This window comes from Acinetobacter sp. WCHAc060033 (assembly GCF_004209125.1).
GTDB lineage: Bacteria > Pseudomonadota > Gammaproteobacteria > Pseudomonadales > Moraxellaceae > Acinetobacter > Acinetobacter wuhouensis.
Window position 1 is genome coordinate 23,127 of sequence record NZ_SGSW01000006.1, and the last position, 18,202, is coordinate 41,328.

The 18,202-nt window shown below is 36.4% G+C and carries 14 protein-coding genes, 1 tRNA gene and 1 pseudogene; 13 read left to right on the forward strand and 3 right to left on the reverse strand.

Features of this window, described 5'->3' with window-relative positions:
* A complete protein-coding gene (locus tag EXE10_RS03655) occupies positions 1 to 1,008 on the forward strand; it encodes a bile acid:sodium symporter family protein (RefSeq protein ID WP_068976026.1) in 1,008 nt (335 codons plus the stop codon).
* A 217-nt stretch (positions 1,009 to 1,225) separates the two neighbouring features.
* A complete protein-coding gene (gene rpmE, locus EXE10_RS03660) occupies positions 1,226 to 1,450 on the forward strand; it encodes a 50S ribosomal protein L31 (protein WP_068976025.1) in 225 nt (74 codons plus the stop codon).
* 153 nt (positions 1,451 to 1,603) lie between these two features.
* Here the strand turns inward: rpmE and EXE10_RS03665 are convergent, their stop codons facing one another.
* The 3 genes from EXE10_RS03665 to epmB are packed head-to-tail and all read right to left on the reverse strand — an operon-like array spanning position 1,604 to position 6,627.
* Entirely contained in the window at positions 1,604 to 3,859 is a 2,256-nt protein-coding gene (locus tag EXE10_RS03665) for an EAL domain-containing protein (protein WP_130112391.1), read from the reverse strand.
* On the reverse strand, positions 3,841 to 5,595 hold the full coding sequence (locus EXE10_RS03670; protein ID WP_087552001.1) for a GTPase: 1,755 nt from the start codon (positions 5,593 to 5,595) through the stop codon (positions 3,841 to 3,843). Before EXE10_RS03670 ends, EXE10_RS03665 begins: the two co-directional genes overlap by 19 nt.
* Before the next feature lie 15 nt (positions 5,596 to 5,610).
* Positions 5,611 to 6,627 carry an EF-P beta-lysylation protein EpmB gene (gene epmB, locus EXE10_RS03675; protein ID WP_130112392.1) on the reverse strand — a complete coding sequence of 339 codons (1,017 nt, stop codon included), beginning with the start codon at positions 6,625 to 6,627 and terminating at the stop codon, positions 5,611 to 5,613.
* 322 nt (positions 6,628 to 6,949) lie between these two features.
* On the opposite strand from epmB, the gene efp reads away from it, so the two are divergent.
* From efp to EXE10_RS03730, 11 genes and pseudogenes are all read left to right on the forward strand, one after another.
* The gene (efp, locus tag EXE10_RS03680; RefSeq protein ID WP_068976021.1) at positions 6,950 to 7,519 is read left to right on the forward strand and encodes an elongation factor P; all 570 of its coding nucleotides are present in this window, start codon (positions 6,950 to 6,952) and stop codon (positions 7,517 to 7,519) included.
* A 394-nt stretch (positions 7,520 to 7,913) separates the two neighbouring features.
* Positions 7,914 to 10,016 carry a carbon starvation CstA family protein gene (locus EXE10_RS03685; protein WP_068976020.1) on the forward strand — a complete coding sequence of 701 codons (2,103 nt, stop codon included), beginning with the start codon at positions 7,914 to 7,916 and terminating at the stop codon, positions 10,014 to 10,016.
* 21 nt (positions 10,017 to 10,037) lie between these two features.
* The gene (locus EXE10_RS03690; protein WP_087552003.1) at positions 10,038 to 10,340 is read left to right on the forward strand and encodes a YbdD/YjiX family protein; all 303 of its coding nucleotides are present in this window, start codon (positions 10,038 to 10,040) and stop codon (positions 10,338 to 10,340) included.
* Between the two features lie 283 nt (positions 10,341 to 10,623).
* Complete coding sequence (locus EXE10_RS03695; RefSeq protein ID WP_130112393.1) at positions 10,624 to 11,583, forward strand: AAA family ATPase; 960 nt, start codon at positions 10,624 to 10,626, stop codon at positions 11,581 to 11,583.
* Positions 11,584 to 11,595: 12 nt separating this feature from the next.
* Positions 11,596 to 12,612 carry a DUF58 domain-containing protein gene (locus EXE10_RS03700; RefSeq protein ID WP_130112394.1) on the forward strand — a complete coding sequence of 339 codons (1,017 nt, stop codon included), beginning with the start codon at positions 11,596 to 11,598 and terminating at the stop codon, positions 12,610 to 12,612.
* A gap of 9 nt (positions 12,613 to 12,621) precedes the next feature.
* Positions 12,622 to 14,625, forward strand: coding sequence for a transglutaminaseTgpA domain-containing protein (locus tag EXE10_RS03705; protein ID WP_130112395.1), 2,004 nt, complete (start codon positions 12,622 to 12,624; stop codon positions 14,623 to 14,625).
* Between the two features lie 43 nt (positions 14,626 to 14,668).
* A tRNA-Val gene (locus tag EXE10_RS03710) sits at positions 14,669 to 14,745 on the forward strand.
* A gap of 181 nt (positions 14,746 to 14,926) precedes the next feature.
* A pseudogene (locus EXE10_RS03715) lies at positions 14,927 to 16,126 on the forward strand (tyrosine-type recombinase/integrase).
* A gap of 95 nt (positions 16,127 to 16,221) precedes the next feature.
* The gene (locus EXE10_RS03720) at positions 16,222 to 17,403 is read left to right on the forward strand and encodes a tyrosine-type recombinase/integrase (RefSeq protein ID WP_130112396.1); all 1,182 of its coding nucleotides are present in this window, start codon (positions 16,222 to 16,224) and stop codon (positions 17,401 to 17,403) included.
* A gap of 124 nt (positions 17,404 to 17,527) precedes the next feature.
* Entirely contained in the window at positions 17,528 to 17,821 is a 294-nt protein-coding gene (locus tag EXE10_RS03725) for a helix-turn-helix transcriptional regulator (protein WP_130112397.1), read from the forward strand.
* A gap of 22 nt (positions 17,822 to 17,843) precedes the next feature.
* Positions 17,844 to 18,167: a hypothetical protein gene (locus tag EXE10_RS03730; protein WP_228256775.1), complete on the forward strand. Its 324-nt coding sequence runs from the start codon at positions 17,844 to 17,846 to the stop codon at positions 18,165 to 18,167.
* Positions 18,168 to 18,202 lie beyond the last annotated feature (35 nt).

The window sequence follows — 18,202 nt, forward strand, 5'->3', positions numbered from 1 at the left end:
ATGAATGTATTAAAAATGCTTGCTTTAGATCGCTTCACAATTTTGCTGATTGTAATGGTGGTTTTAGCAACATTTCTACCTGTGCATGGGCAAGCTGCTGACATTTTTGGGAAAATAACCACGATTGCAATCGCAGTGTTGTTTTTTCTACATGGCGCTAAGTTATCTCGTGAAGCAATCATTGAGGGTGTCTTGCATTGGAAACTACATGCAGTCGTTTTTGCATTTACATTTGCGGTATTTCCAATCATAGGTTTGTTGGCTAAACCTGTTTTATTGCCTTTGCTTGGGCAAGAGCTTTATTGGGGTTTCTTGTTTATGTGCTTCTTGCCATCGACAGTGCAATCTTCAATCGCATTTACATCCGTTGCACGAGGGAATGTTGCAGCAGCCGTGTGTAGTGCTTCGTTTTCCAACTTAATTGGGATGTTCATCACCCCAGTGATGGTGAGTCTGTTCATTTTTGGTCAATCTAAACATGATTATGATCCGACATCTTCAATTATCGAAATTACCTTATTGTTGCTTGTGCCTTTTATCGCAGGGCAGTTATTAAGACCTTATGTATTTCCATTGATGCAGAAAGTACCGAGTATCGTCAGAACTTTTGACCAAGGTACGATTTTGATGGTGGTTTATGGTGCTTTTAGTGGTGCAGTCGTTGCAGGTTTATGGCATCAAGTGAGTTGGACAACTTTGATTTACTTGACTTTGGCGTGTTCAGTCTTCTTGACGATCATCATGTTGTTGGCATTGTATATCCCGAAATGGTTGGGTTTTAATAAGCCTGATCAGATTGCTATTTTCTTCTGTGGTTCGAAGAAAACATTGGCAAGCGGTGTTCCTATGGCACAGATTTTATTTATTGGACAGCCGATTGGTATGATTGTTTTACCAATTATGATCTTCCATCAAATCCAATTGATGGTCTGTGGCGTCATTGCAAACTATTGGTCTAAGCAAGATCATGAAAATGTCAAAATTCAGGAAGATTCTGTCTTAGATTAGTCGCATTATTGCTAAAGAGTGGGTATAATACTGCCCACTTGTTGTGCTTTGCTCTGACACTTATAGTCTCGGTGGGCTCAAAAGAAATGGTCTGTTATGGTGTTGATCTGCGGATTTATTTAAATATGAATGATTTAATTAAATCGCTTATTTCCTCAATTTGAGAGTGATCAATTGCGATGACAGCGAAACCTTTCTTAACTTAGGAGAATCGACCATGCGCGCCGATATTCACCCAAAATATGAAACTTTAGTTGCTACTTGTTCATGTGGTAACGTTATCGAAACTCGTTCAGCTTTAGGTAAAGAAACTGTATACCTAGACGTATGTTCAGCTTGCCACCCATTCTATACTGGTAAACAAAAGAATGTGGACACTGGCGGTCGTATCGATAAATTCAAACAACGTTTTGCTGGTATGTCACGTTCTGTTAAACGTTAATACCCGAAACAAAAAAGAACGGGCTTTAGCCCGTTTTTTTGTGCTTGAGATTTGAGTAATTATTTTAAAAAATAACGGCATAAAAATTAACAACATAAAAATACCCTCGATTCAAATCTGAAAAGAGGGTATTGATTGCTTCAAAAAAACTATTTACTGATCTTGTACATCTGTTAAATGATCCAGTTTTTTCTGGAAATATTCACCTTGTAGAAAGCGGACATCGACATTCCAAGCATTGGCAAAAGATCCCATATCATTTAAATTTTTCAATAACATTTCAACGGGTTTAATCGCATGGAATCTTTCCAATGTGTGTTGGAATTCAGTCATGCCTTTATCGGTATTTAACTTTTCAGTAAATGATTCATCAAGTGTTAATAAGTTTACATCAATTTGTTTTAAAATTGACTCACTTGAAATACTGGCACCAAAACGACGAATTGAAATTTCAGCGCCGTGATTACGGAGTACCTGAATTTGCTTTTGTGACTCAATGACACTCTTCGCAATATCTTCTTCATCAAACTGTAAGATCAATGGATGCGATTGGCGGCTTCCAACTATGGTTAAAAGTTTAGAAATTAGCTCAGGGAATTGTTTATCATGGAATAATACATGACGATTTAAATTCACAATTAATTTTGCTTCTGGGTATTGGGTAATGAAATTATGTAATTGTTTACATGCTTCAACCAAAATCCAACGATCTAGTTTAATCGATAATTCAATATCATCATCTAATTCAACAAGATTACTTACTTTTTTCCACTGATTTTCAAAGATAAAACCGCTGCTAACTTCATAGGTGTTTAGATTGCTATCTTCTTTATCGTAGAGTTGTTGGTATTTTAATTTAACTTCGCCTTTTTCAAGTGATTGCGAAATTTTTTCTAAAACTGGTGAAGTTTTGAAAATAGGGCTTGCTTGAGTAGGCTTTTCATTGGACTCGATAGGCGCATCGGCTATTTGCACATGCGCTTTAGGTTCAAGTTCAAAAGAGCTGGTTTCATAGGAGATCGGTTGAACTTGTTCAGACTGTGGTTCGATTGAAAGTTTAGGCTCAACGACAGCTAACTCAATTTTTGTTTCTTGTAATGTTGCGCTCAGCTGTTGGTCTAAAACGGAGTTTGTTTTATTTAAACGTTGGTCATAAGCTTGTGCTAAAAGTGCTTCAAAATTTGCTTCTATAAAAGTATCTTGTTGAATATTTGCATAGCCAATTTTTATGTTTAATGGATATGTTGTGCCATTCAGCTCAAGCAATTGTGGCTTTTCTAAAGCTTGTAAGCCTTGGATACGAGATTCTAAAATAGCATCAGATTCTGCTTGTAATACGACAGCATAGATCATCATATCAATTTGATGAACTGTAGTATTAGTTTGTTCCTTGATGAAGTTCTTAAAACCTTTTAAATATTCGAAAGCAGTTTGCCAATTGGCATTCAGCACTTGATCGGGGCAACTGGCAAAGCTAAATATAATCAAAGCATTTGATTTTGCTGGTTGATTAATTAGTGAATAATGGATGTGTTGAAAACAACTAGCGATTGATGATAGCCCTTTTTTTGGAAGGTCAGACGATTGAGTTGTCGACTTTTGAGCTACAGTATTCGTTTCAATCGCAATTTGAATGCTGTCATTCTCATTTGTGGGTAAAAACTCAATTTTTAGCGGATTCTCTGTTTTGGCATTTTCATTTAGTGTGTCAATTTCAAAACGTGCAAACTCAAATTGACCTTGAGTTATTTTTCTAAAACGTTGTTTGAAATCATTGAGATTTTTAGGCTTTAAAATATCTAGGAGTGGTAATCCAATCAGTTCAGATTCATCACTTAAGCCGAATAGTTTTAAGTATTCAGCATTGGCTTCGGTATGGATGCCTTCTTGAATAATCGCAACAGCTTTGTGTTGTTCTTCAACCAGCGCTTGGGCTTGATTTTTTGCATTTTCAAGGTCATTTAAAAGGTGGTTCTTTGTCTGTTGCGTTCGACTATAAGATAAAGCTCGAATAAGGCTCACATAAAAACGCTCAGTATATTCAAGATTTACGACATCATAAATGCCTTTTTGGATATAAGAGAGATACTGTTCTGGTTGATAATCTTCAGGTTTTAAAAATAAAACAGGAATATCAACTTCAGAAGATGCTTGAATTAGAGTGATCGCTTGTTCAATTTTAATATCGTAAGCACGGCCAAAAATGATGAGATCCCAAGTTGTATTGAGTTGCTTCTCGAAACTTTTCAATTCATCGAGCAGGAGTGCTTGGACTTGATGATTCTTACTTTGAAATAACTCAATGATTTCATTATAACGAATTTGGTTGTCATCAATAATGAGCAATCGAGTTTCAGAGAGTTTTAGTTTCTTCGATAGTAATAAATTTCTCACTTCAAGGCTTCCCATACATCTTGATTATTCAAATTGGTTGATTGTTTCTGAATGAATTGTTCAATCAAATGATTCTGTTCATCATTCATGAGTTCAAACTCATATTGAGCAAAACTTTGTGTAATTAACAGTGTTTTCGTTAAATAGACCTTAATTTCTTCTGTTTCTAAGCGCAAATAAATGGCTTGCTGCTCTTTGAAAAAAGGTAAGTTTGGCAAAATGATTGAAATATCAGATTCGTTTAAATTTTGTACGATCACCATTAGGCAGGGGTGAAAATTTACAGTCGACCGATCGGCAGGTACTTTGACAGCGCAAGGATAAATGTCTTGAGCCAATACCTCTAAACCAACTTCATACGTTTTGTTGACAGATTGTTTAATCCAACGAATGATCGCACCTTTCCATTTATTATTTAGGCTTTCATTGATTAAAATGAACTCACCGGTTCTTAAACTTTTAGGGGCCACATTGTCCCAACGAATTCGATAGCCATTCATACTGATGTCAAGGACTTGTGCTTGATATATTTGCTTTGCTTCACGGTCTAAATGTTTAATATCACTAAAGTTTGAAGCGACGTCAGAACCCGAAGCAATAGATGAATGCTTATTGGACTCAGATTGGAGTCCGTAATTGCTATTTAAATTTAAAGTTTCGGCAAAGTTTTTTGCTTTTGATAAGTAAAAATGCGCTGTTGGTATGCTGAAACACATTTGTAGTTGCGCAGAATATTCATAACGCTCATGTTGACGTTCTGTGGTTGTTCCTAAAACATTTTGAACGTGAAATTTAAGCGCAGCAGATAAGTAAAGCTGCTCATTTTTAGATAAGTACTCAGATTCTCTATGAATAGTTGAGTTTACGTGTTCGAGTAAGTTTTGGGTTGAAATATATAAACTGGTATGAAAATTAACATGTTGTTTGCGATTATAGATCGGAGGAACGTCTTTAGAACCATCGACGATATAACGAGAAAGCATGGTTTCACGAGGTAATACTTGAACCAATTTCACCCAATCAAAAGTACATTGATACAGTGCTTGAGTCTCTGTTGGACGAATCTGATGCGTATTAAAAATATCCAACAACAATACTTGCGCATAGGCTTGTTGAATATTTTGAATGGTAAAATGTGTACCTTGTAGCTGATTTATATTGATATTGTGTTCTTGGTTTTTAACTGCAAGTTCATAAAGGTGGTGTGTCGCTAACCACTGATGTGTTAAGCGTCCGCTATAAATCATTTGTTGCTGAATCAATAACAAACCGAGTTGTTCTAGGGCATAAAAAGTCGCAAGTGTACGTGCTGTTTTTAGATTACGTTTTTGCTTAAAGTTAAAAAATGAAAGTTTATTTGAAGTAAGTTCTTGATGGCTACGTTGTACAATGTTGATATAAACATTGGTAAAATAAGTACGAATTCTTGAAGATAAATCAACAATATGATCAAGTCTTTCAGATTGAGAAAGTCCTTGATTTAAAATATTTTTTTCTAAGCTGGATAAAATACTTTCTGTAATTGGATGTAAGATTTGAATCAGATCAAAGCGCAGAGTTTCACTGCAATTCAATTCACTAATCTCACAAATCGCTTGTAATACAGACTGAGATGTATCCCCGAGTTGCATGATTGATAATGTCGCAACCCAAGCAGTGACAGACTCTACTGAACTATCAGCAAAACTCAACTTGTCTCTTTGTAAAACCGTGATATTTTGAAAAATTTCAGAAATTTCTTTATTTATCATGAGTATTTTCAACTCTTAAAAGGTTGTGACTCCAAAAAGCGGTGTCTTATTATTTTCTCCCGCAACCTCACGTACTAGTTTTGGCACTAGATAACCGGGTAAGCTCGCTAAGACTTCCTTATAAATGTGATCAATTTTTTCTGCCCCTAAATCAAAATGATGTGCACCTTTTACTTTATCTAAAACATGCAGATAATAAGGTAAAATTTGTGCTTCAAAAAGTCGCTGACTTAAATCAACTAAAGTTTGTGCAGAATCATTCACACCTTTCAGTAAAACAGCCTGATTCAACACAAGAATATTTTGTTTTGCTAAGTAGGATAGCTTCGAACAGGTCAAATCATCTAACTCAGCAGGATGGTTTGAGTGTACCACTAGAATTACACGTAGCCTACTGTTTTTCAATAAAGAAACCAGTTCTTCGTCGATTCTTTCAGGAATGACAATCGGAACACGTGAATGAATTCGCAAGATTTTAATTTGTTTGAGAGATTCTAGACGTTCTATCCAAAGTGCTAATTTACGATTAGATAAAGTTAAAGGGTCACCACCACTGAGGATCACTTCATTAATTTCAGAATGTGCTTCTAAATAATTTTTGATGTTAAGCCAATCTTCACTTTTGGGTAGATTTTCTTGATAAGGAAAATGACGACGGAAACAATAACGACAATGAACAGCACATGCACCTGTTAAGGTCAGCAAAAAACGTGATTTATATTTATGTAGGACTCCTGGAATCTGATTGGCTTGCTCTTCACCTAAAGGATCAGTCACAAAGCCTTCATGTTCTTCTAGTTCTAGGTGATGTGGTAAAACTTGCAGAAGCAGGGGATCCAAAGGATTACCAATGTCCATTTTTCTCACAAAAGCACGTGGCACACGTAATTTAAATTGTTGCGATGCCAAAATCGCACCTGACAATAGCTGATCTACTGAAAGTTCGAGTACTTCTAATAGTTCAAGGGGATCTGTAATGAGGTCACTCATTTGAGCTTGCCAGTTTTGCTCTTGATAAAGGTAATTCAACATGCCATCTATGATAAAAATAAAATTTGGAAATTGCTTTTCGTCACGAAGAAATTTTTAAACAGGTCTGAATCAAGTCATTAAGCTGATTTAATTTATAGATTCATCGTGTTTAACTTAGACTAAAGCCAATGAATCGGAGATTTTACCCTCAATCTGACCAATCTGGGGTAATTTTTCATTGCTTCACGATGTATTGCTCATTTAGAATACGAAAAACGTAAAATACATTCTCTACGCTGATGTTTTGTATTGTGATAGATCGGGTGATTTTTTGCAGTATCTCAGTAGAGATTTAAATTAGTAAGTTCGGAGTGAGCCTTTCATGGCCTATTATTCTACAAACGATTTCAAAGCTGGCCTAAAGGTTATGCTGGATGGTAACCCATGTTCAATCATGGAAAACGAATATGTAAAACCAGGTAAAGGTCAAGCATTTAACCGCGTAAAACTACGTAATCTTAAGTCTGGTAAAGTTCTCGAAAAAACTTTCAAATCAGGTGATTCTTTAGAAGCGGCTGATATTGTAGAAGTTGAAATGGATTACCTTTACAACGATGGTGAAATGTGGAACTTCATGGATCCTGTATCTTTCGAGCAAATTGCAGCGGATAAAACTGCAATGGGTGATGCTGCGAAATGGTTGAAAGATGATTCTAACGAAAAATGTACAATCATGTTGTTTAATGGTGTTCCATTAACAGTGAATCCACCAAACTTCGTTGTTTTAAAAATCGTTGAAACTGATCCAGGTGTTCGTGGTGATACTTCTGGCGGTGGCGGTAAACCAGCTAAACTTGAAACTGGTGCTGTTGTACGTGTTCCATTATTCGTTCAACAAGAAGAAAGTGTTCGTGTAGATACCCGTACTGGTGACTATTTAGAACGTGCTTAATCATTTTTGATATAAAATGATGATGCAAAGGATAGCGAAAGCTATCCTTTTTTTTGGATAAAAACATAATAAAAATAGAAAATTTTTATAGAAATGTAATTTTTACAAAAAAAATAGAGTTATAGACTAAAGTCGTAGATCGACGCTAGGTGAATAATAGTAGAGTCAAATAGTCTGAATATTAAAACGATTTAATTAAAAGAATACAATGCTCAGACTGAGGTCATTGTGATGTCACGTTAAACGTACATATTCAAACCAGTTTTACTGCTTAAGTCTTAGATGAAAATAAATATATGAGGAGTAGAGTCCACAGGGAAAGAGTCACACGGAAATGCATTACGCTTTATAAAAACAATGGAACTGCTTTTTGTAATCAAGATGTGAGGTTTTAATGGAAAATATTCAATCAAAATCATCACCCTTATCAAAACTGGTTTGGGTGATTGTCGCCATCATTGGCGCAGTATCATTTGGGATACTTGCGGTCAGTAAAGGGGAGCATGTAAACGCCGTTTGGCTGGTGCTTGCCGCAGTCTGTGTATATAGCATTGCATATCGCTTTTACAGTTTATTTATCGCCACTCGAGTTTTTGAGCTTAATTCAAGACGCCTAACACCTGCACATCGTTTAGCAGATGGTTTGGATTATGTTCCCACCAATAAATATGTTTTATTCGGTCATCACTTTGCAGCCATCGCAGGTGCAGGTCCATTGGTCGGTCCGATCCTCGCGGCTCAAATGGGTTATTTGCCTGGTACAATTTGGCTTTTGGTCGGGGTTGTACTGGCAGGTGCTGTTCAAGACTTTTTAGTGTTATTTATCTCAACACGTCGTGATGGGCGCTCTTTAGGTGAAATGGCGAAGCAAGAGCTTGGTTCATTTGCGGGTGTGATCGTGATGCTAGGTGCTTTGGGGGTAATGATCATTATCCTTGCTGTATTAGCGCTTGTTGTCGTTAAAGCACTGACCAATAGTCCATGGGGTGTATTTAGTATTGCAGCGACAATACCGATTGCCTTATTCATGGGTGTGTATATGCGTTTTATACGCCCAGGAAAAATTGCTGAAGTTTCAATCATCGGTTTTGTACTGATGATGGCTGCCATTATTTATGGTGGTGATATTGCTGCACATCCTTATTGGGGACCATTCTTTACTTTGACTGGTAAAGAGTTGACTTGGGCACTGATCATTTATGGTTTTGTTGCTTCAGTATTACCCGTTTGGTTATTGCTTGCACCACGAGATTATTTATCGACATTCTTGAAAATTGGTGTGATCGTTGGTCTAGCCGTGGGTATCATGGTTGCAATGCCAATGCTCAAAATGCCTTCGGTGACACATTTTGTTGATGGTACTGGCCCTGTATTTGCAGGTTCAATGTTCCCATTCTTATTCATTACGATTGCATGTGGTGCGATTTCAGGTTTCCACGCATTGGTATCTTCAGGTACAACACCAAAACTAGTCGATAACGAAGCCAATATTCGTGTTATTGGTTATGGTGGTATGTTGATGGAATCATTTGTTGCAATTATGGCAATGATCTGTGCAACAGTACTTGAGCCAGGTGTGTATTTTGCAATCAATGCGCCAGCAGCAGTGTTAGGAACAACAGTTGAATCAGCTGCAGAAGCTGTTCGTACTCTAGGCTTTGTAGTAACACCAGAGTCATTGTCATTACTTGCAAAAGAAGTAGGTGAATCTACGATTCTGTCTCGTACTGGTGGTGCGCCAACTTTTGCAATTGGTATGGCACATATCATTACAGAGATTTTCAATAATCGTTCAATGATGGCGTTCTGGTATCACTTTGCAATTTTATTTGAAGCACTATTCATTTTAACTGCTGTAGATGCAGGTACGCGTGCTTGTCGTTTTATGGTTCAGGATACTGTAGGTATTGTTATTCCTGCGCTTAAAAACTCGCATAACTTTGTCGGTAATTTAATCGGTACGGCTGTTGCTGTTGCAGGTTGGGGCTTCTTTGTATACCAAGGTGTCGTTGATCCATTGGGTGGTATCAATAGCTTATGGCCTCTATTTGGTATCGGTAACCAGATGTTGGCAGCAATGGCATTGATTCTCGGTACAGTCATTTTATTCAAGATGAAGAAAGAGAAATATGTGTGGGTGACAATTGTTCCTACGGTTTTCTTATTCATCACCTGTATGACAGCGGGCTGGCAAAAAATATTCCATTCAAATCCAAAGATTGGTTTCCTTGCACAAGCGGATAAGTTCTCTGCTGCAATTGCCAAAGGTGAGATTTTAAAACCTGCGAAAACGCTTGAAGAGATGCAAACCATTGTATTGTCGAATCAAATTAATGCCGCACTTTGTGCATTCTTTATGATTGTGGCAATTATTATGGTAATTGCAGCGATTGGTGTGATTCGTCGTGCTTTAGCAAGTCCTACTCCAACTGTAAATGAAGCTCCAGCAGTTTATGCAGATCCTGAAGAAACTATTGTAACTTCAGCAAAACATTAATCGGTTTGAGAGGTGAGTAAGATGAATCTTAAATTCGCCAAAGGTGGAAAGACGGTGATTTATAAAATCATCAAGATGACCATTATGTCGCAAAAAGACCTGATTTTTAATCCTAAAAATTGGTCGCGCATTGCGACGCTGTGGACGCGTTTACAGCAAAGTTTCCGTTTGATGGTGGGTGTTCCAGATTATCAGAACTATTTGGAACACATGAAAAAAAACCATCCTGATCTTGATGTGATGGATGAAAAGACTTTTCATCGCTATTGTGTCGATGCACGTTATCCATCTGCGAAAGGCGGCTTGAAGAAGTGTCCGTGTTAATTGACATTTGAATAGACAAAAAACGGCATTTTAGGATGCCGTTTTTTTTATTGAAATTTATTTATTTTGGGTGTTATTGATAAACTGATTGGTATATTGGGAAAGCCTGTTACCTAAGTGAAGATATTTATTTTTGACCGCTACAATGTCAACCTATGGCTCAAATGTATTAAGCTATATATCAAAAGTGTAAAATAGAAATAGCCCTTGTATTTGCTTTGAGTATTCCTTAAAACCGTGTATGTTAATCAAATTGCTTAAAATTTTTATTGGGGAATAAAAGGTGATTTGGGGAACAACAGCGCAAAAAGTGTCGGAACAAAATAGTGCCAATGAATATTCAGATTTAGCTGCCTATTACCCAAAAATTGATGAATTTTTAACGAAAATCAACCAAATTATTTTAGATAAAGAACAGCAAACTAAACTCGCATTATGCAGTCTGTTAGCTGGCGGGCATTTACTGTTTGAAGATTTGCCAGGCTTGGGGAAAACGACATTGGCAAGTAGTTTGTCACATCTTGCAGGTTTGGATTTTCAACGTATCCAATTTACCAATGACATGCTGGCAAGTGATGTGATCGGTATCAATATGTTTAATCAGAAAGAACATCAATTTGAATTTAAACATGGCCCTATTTTCACGCAAATTTTACTTGCTGATGAGATCAACCGCTGTAGCCCCAAAACCCAAAGTGCGCTTCTAGAAGCCATGGAGGAGGGGAATGTCACTGTAGATGGAACGCGTTATGAATTGCCTAAACCATTTTGGGTGATCGCAACACAAAACCCATTGTTCCAAAGTGGAACATACAGTTTACCTGAATCCCAACTTGATCGCTTTCTGATGCGTTTGTCACTTGGTTATCCATCACGAACAGCAGAAAAACAGCTCTTACAACAAAGTTCACGTCATGATTTGATTGGAAATTTAAAAGCAATATTCGAACAGCAAGAAATTTTGCAATTACAAAGTAATGTTAATCAAATTACGATGAATGATTTAATTTTGGATTATATCCTTGATTTAGCAGAAGAAACTCGCAAAGGTCGTCATGGATTGTCTACTCGAGGTGTATTGGCTTTAAAGAAAGCAGCTCAAGCCTATGCCTTGATTGAAAAACGTAACTTTGTCATTGCAGATGATATACAAGCAGTCTTTGTCGCTGTGGTATCTCACCGTATTGGTTTAGGTGAGTCCGAAAGTTTTGCGTTGATGCAAAAAGTTGCAGTTAAGGGTTAATGGAGCATCATTATGCTACGTCAACGCTTTGAAAAATGGCTACATCTTCGTTTTCGTTATACCAGTATTCGTACGCTGAAGCAAAATGAAGTCTTGGTTTTTATTTACCAACAAGGCTTTTTGTATCTAGTACTGATTCTAATCACTTTTATTGCTGGGATTAATTATGCTAATAATCTGATCCTGGCTTTCTGCTTTTTAATCAGCGCCATCCTATGTATCAGTTTTTACCTGAGTTTTAAGCAATTGCATGCTGTGACGATACAAGTCATTGCAGATGAAGTTGGGCGAGTGAATGAAGCTTTTACAGTGAAAGTTATTCTGCAACAAGCAAAGGCAACACCGAAATTTCTCAACTTTAAAATCAAAGAAATAGAACAGGTTGATTCGCAAATTTCAACTGATTTAACAGAAACCAGCGTTAGTTCACAGCGCTCTAAATCTAAACCTTTTAAAAGCAACATTAAAAAAATCGATGAGAGAATTCAATCTGAACTTTTTGCGGAAAAGCAGAAAATTGTCGAGTTAAAGTTTATTCCCAAACAACGTGGAGAATTTAAAGTTCCTGCGATTCAAATTTTCTCAACCTATCCGCTGGGTTTGGTTCGGGCATGGACATATATTTATTTAACAGAAAGTTATTGGATTGCACCTGAAGCAAAACCTCTAGCATTAAATTTTAATCATTCCTCAAATACGGGTGAACCTGATTATGACGAGTTTAAAGAACTCCGAAATTTTAAATTAGGCGATTCTTTGCAAAGTATTTCGTGGAAGCATGCATCGCGTGGGCAAGGTTTATTTGTAAAGCAGTTTGAAGATTTGGTTGATGCACATGCGGTCTATATTGATTATGCCAAAATGCCGAGTGCAGATCATGAAGAAAAGCTATGTTTTATGATGGAATTGGTTGATCAATGTGAGCAAGTTCAGATGCCATATTGTGTCATTCTTCCTTATGCACAAACTGAAAATGGCGTCGGGCTAAGTCACTATAATCATGTCAAAATACTTTTGGCACAGGCTTGAGGTTTGAAGATGAATCGTTCTATACAAATCTCGATTTTACTTGCCTTGAGCTTAATTTGGCTTGCTCAAGTTGCATTTATACCTATTGCATTATCCATTTTATTTTTAATCAACATTATTGGATTAGGGTTTTATTATTATAAATATAATCAACATGCGCTTATAGATTTTCCTAAATATCCAAAACTTATCTTTGCTTTTTTGGCATTGGTCATTATTTACTTTGATGCAAAAACATTTTTAGGTGTAGAAGCTGGGACAGCTGTACTGTCTACATTTTTATTTGCTAAAGCATTAGAAACGAAGAATAAACGTGATTTTATCATCCTGTTTAATTTTGCTTTATTCGTCAGTGCAAGTTTATTTCTACATAGCCAAGCTTTTTGGATGGCACTTCTGGTTCTGTGTTGTCTGATCAGTTGTTTGGTTGGTTTATACCGTGTTCAAACAGCACATTTCGATATTCAACAATCTGTATTTCAGTCATTGAGATCTGATTCATTACATATTGTGAAATTTATTGGTCTAGCTCTACCGTTTTTTCTTTTATTGTTTATGTTTTTCCCACGTTTGCCACCGCTTTGGCAAATTCCTATTCCCAATAATAAAGCGACAACTGGTTTGAGCGATACCATGTCGCCAGGTGATATTGCAGAACTTTCACAATCGAGTGCTTTAGCATTTCGTATTATTGGTGATATGCAACAGTTGCCAAAACGTGATCAACTCTATTGGAGAGCACTGGTATTAGATCATTATGATGGAATCACTTGGACAAGTGATGGTGCAAATAAGCAGCCTAAATCATTGACAAATATACAAGGTCAAGTAGGTGGCTTTCATTATCAATATTTAGCGACTGATCCAACCCAGCAATGGATAACTGGTTTAGACAAATCAATACCTGTTGAGCAACGCTTTTATTTACATCAAGATTGGTCGATTACACCGAGAAGATTGGTTCAGCGTACTCAACCGATTCAATTACAATGGATTGGTGATCAAGTCCGTGATGTTGTAGATGAAAAATCTGTCCAATTTCTATTTAAAAATAATCTTAATTATCCAAAAAATAGTGATCGTCAAGCGCAACAATTTGCCTTAAAAATGTTTCAGCAAAGTCAATCGAATCCGCAAATTTATATTCAAAATATTCTAAATTGGTATAAGCAGGAAAAGTTTATTTACACGCTTAGCCCTGGAACACTTGGCAGCAATCGTATAGATGCATTTTTATTTCAGTCTAAACAAGGTTTTTGTGAACACTATGCGTCTAGCTTTGTCATGTTGATGCGTTATGTGGGTATTCCAGCTCGTGTAGTAACTGGCTATCAAGGAGGAGAGTTGGCGCCTGATGGTCAAAGTTGGGAGGTGCGTCAGCTCGATGCGCATGCTTGGGCAGAGGTGTATCAAGATGGACAATGGCATCGTATTGACCCAACGGCAATCATTGCACCAATGCGTTTAAACCAAGGCATGCAAAATATGATGCGTGATAATTCCGCTATTTTTGGTGACGCAACCTATTCAAATTTAAGGTTACAACAATTATCTGTATTAAGAACATTAAGAATTTGGAGTGATTACGCCAGTTATCAATGGCAAAGTAAGGTCGTTGGCTATGATGCAGAAAAGCAAAATAGTTGGATGAAAAAGTTAGGGCTAGATTCCTCCTATAGTTATGGGCTTGTGCTTATATTCGGTATTTTAGGCTTATTGGCTGTGTATTGGGGAGTAAGCAAATTTTATCAACGTCAACAATTGTCAGCATTTGAACAGATCATGTTGAATTTTAATCAGAATCTAGAGCCTGATTTTCAAAAAGCGGAATCAGAGACTTTTCAACAATGGATGAAGCGTTTATCTCAACATTCAGGGAAGCAGGATTGCTTTGAACAAGCCAATCAAATTTTCCAAAATATCGTTTATTTACCGACTCAAAATCAGCAAGATATTCAAAAATTTAAGTTTTTGCTCAAAGAATGTGCTGACGCATTGAAGCAAAGAAAATAAACCTTGAGATATTATAAAAAAATGATAATATTCTCAGCACTTCAGGTGTATAGCTCAGTTGGTTAGAGCGCTACGTTGACATCGTAGAGGTCTCCAGTTCGAGTCTGGATATACCTACCATAATTCGATTATAGATGTATTTATATGTACATATATAGTCACTAAAAGCCCCTAAATTCAATAATTTAGGGGCTTTTTTTATGTTCTATGCATTTATATGGATCTGTATAGTACAGCCCTATTTGTATCACCACGTGTATCACTGTTTAATAATCTAACTCGGTGATACAAGGTGTAATACATGTTACGGAAAGATATAAAGAAAAGACCGTTTAGTGAAAAAACCTTAGCATCCTTAGAATCTGAAGAAAAAGACTATCGTGAACTGGACGGTGCGGGCTTATATTTTTTAGTCAAAAAATCAGGTGTTAAAAATTGGCAGTATCGTTACAAGAATTCTGAAGGTAAATGGGCTTGGATGGGCTTAGGTGCTTATCCTCAAGTGAGTGCTCAACTTGCTCGTCAAAAAGCACGAGAATTTACTTCAACTCTTTCTAAAGGTGAAAGTCTGAAGTCGAAGAAAGTACTGCTCGAGGAACGAAAAGAGCTTGAAAGCTTTTACTTTGAAAACCTAATGTGAGAGTGGCTGGACACTAAATCAAGTAAGTGGGGTGAGGCAACATACACGAAAGCTCAAAAATCTATTGAGAAGCACATTATTCCAGTGTTTGGTCAAGGTAATTACAAAGAGATTACACCAAAAGAGTGGTTTGATTTTTTCCAAGGACTACAACGTACTTTAGGTATTCATACTCAGATTGAGAAATTGGTTTCATACGTACGTGGTTGCTATGACTGGGCAAAGTTTAAAGGCAAGATAAATTCAAATCCAATAGCAGGCATGAGCAAACATCTAGATGCCTACGAGTCAGGGAACATGAATTTCGTGACTGTTGATGAATTACCAGCTTTACTTAAGAAAATTCGTAATAATAAAAAGCGCGCCATCGGCATTGGTCTTGAGTTGCTTATTATACTATTCCCACGTCCAGGTGAGTTAAGGATGGCAAAGTGGGAGCAATTCGATTTTAAAAAAGCCTTATGGACCAAACCTGCAGAAATGACCAAAACACGTCAGGAACATCAAGTTCCACTATCTAAGCAAGTAGTTACATTACTCACAGAGTTAAGATCCATTCAGCCAGAGTCTGAGTTCTTGTTTCCGAGCCGTCTTTCTGTCAATAAAACGATTAGTGATATGACATTTAATTTAGCTCTGAATCGCTTGGGGTATAAAGGAAAACAAAATCCTCACGGTTTTAGACATCTTGCAAGTACCATTTTGAATGACAAATTCAGTAATCAAGAACAAGTGATAGAAGTATGTTTGGCGCATAAGAAAAAAGGCGTCAAGGGTGTTTATGATAAATCACAGCATTTAGATGAACGCCGTGTGTTGATGCAGTGGTGGGCTGATTATTTAGATGAATTGGTCAATTAAAAAGTAAACCTTTTTCTTGAACTTAGAATAAAAAATCTCTGGAGATTTTAAGAGCTGTGATCAACTGCTATTAACGTAATTTTTCAGACATAGTAATGAGACGTACCGAGTTAAAGAAAAAAGGTTATTTGGCAGATACAGTTCTTACTGCACTAGAAGTGGAAATGCAAGACTATCGATTATGGGACAGTCCAAATTTATATTTTTTAGTAAAGGCGAATGGCAGTAAAAGTTGGCAGTTCAGATATAAGAATGAAATTGGAATATGGACTTGGAAAGGACTAGGTCAATATCCGAAAGTGAAGTCTAGCCAAGCTCGAAAAATTGCACGTACCTTCTTAAATGAAATAGAAGAAGGTACATTTTTCAAAAATAGAGAAGAGGAAGCCCAAACATATTCTCTGACGACATTAATGGAAGGTTGGCTCAATACAAAGCTCATAAACTGGGACAAAAAAACCTATCAAAAAGCAAAGGCATCTATTCAAAACCATATTTATAGCAACTTTGGTCAGCATGATTTTAGATATATCTCAGCTAAAAAATGGTTTGATTTTTTTCAGAGTTTACAAAGAGAAGTAGGAATTAAGAGCCAAGCTGAAAAACTATTTTATTATATTAAAGATGCTTATGATTGGGCTGAGGTGAGCCATGGATTTAAAGAAAATCCTGTTAAAAATTTAAAAAAACGTTTAGATAAATATCAAAGCAATAATTTTAATTTTGTTGATATTGTAGAATTACCAAACCTAATAAAAAGTATAAGATCATATACAAATGAGTCAATTGCCATAGGGCTGGAATTAATGTTGCTTTTGTTTCCAAGACCTGGAGAGCTGAGGTTGGCTGAATGGAAGCATTTTGATTTAGACAAAAGAATTTGGATTAAACCAGCAGAGCTTACGAAAACTAGAAAAATACATAAAGTGCCATTATCTGAGCAAGCGGTAAAGCTTATCTATCGGCTAAAGCAAATTCAAAGAGAATCGGATTATCTTTTTCCAGGAAGGGGTACACGAACGAAACCACTTTCAGATGGAGCATTTAATAAAGCTTTGGCGTCTTTAGGTTATGGGGGTAAACAAGACCCTCATGGTTTTAGACATCTTGCCTCAACTGCGCTTAATGAAGCTTTAAGCAGTAAATTACAAGTAATTGAAGCAGCTCTAGCACATGTCAAAAAAGGAACAAAAGGTATATACGACAATGCTGAGCACTTTGAAGAAAGAATAGAATTGATGCAATGGTGGTCTGATTACATCAATTCTTTTGTCTAATTTTTTATTTTTAATATTCAAAGTCACTTTTCATAGTGACTTTTTTTTACAGTTTTATCTCAAAATAATTTTCAATTTTTGGTCTTTGCTACGCTTTACTTAATGTCTTTATTTGAGATTAAAAATGGGTTGTGTGATTAATAAAAATGAATCTGAATTAACTGAAAAAATTGAACAATCTGAAGTATTCAGCATTGTTCAGATAAAGCCTTTCTTATTGAGTTACAACACTGTATGTAAGCTTCTAGGTATAGAAAGAAACGCATTGCGAAATTTAATGAAGAAAGATGACAGCTTCCCAAAACCCTTGAAAATGGGGCAATCTCGTCAAGCAGCTGTCTATTTTGATCGGGAAGAAATTGAAGTCTGGTATCAAGGGTTTAAAGAAAGATGCCGAGGTCAAAATGAGAAAATTTAAAAAACTAAAAAGGATTTTAAACATGGCTCAAAAATCTGGAAAAGGTTCCATTAATAAGAAATATGCATTAGTAACCAAGCTATATCAGCCGTATATCAATATGGAAGTAAACCAAGTCGATATAGAAGATATTATTTTCAATATTGATAAGAAAGCATTGATATTGGGGGATGGTTTTTGGCTGAAAATAGAGGGAAAGACTTATATCTTTGTTGGTAATACGGCGCTTTGCGTGTACTTGCATCTCAAATACGTCGGAATGGATGAGATACTTCAGCAACTCTATGGAAAACGAGAGTTAACTGAAGAAGACAAAGAACAGTTACTCAAAATAAGGTATTCTTGAGTTGGGAATGACTAAGGCATAGGAATTCTATGCCT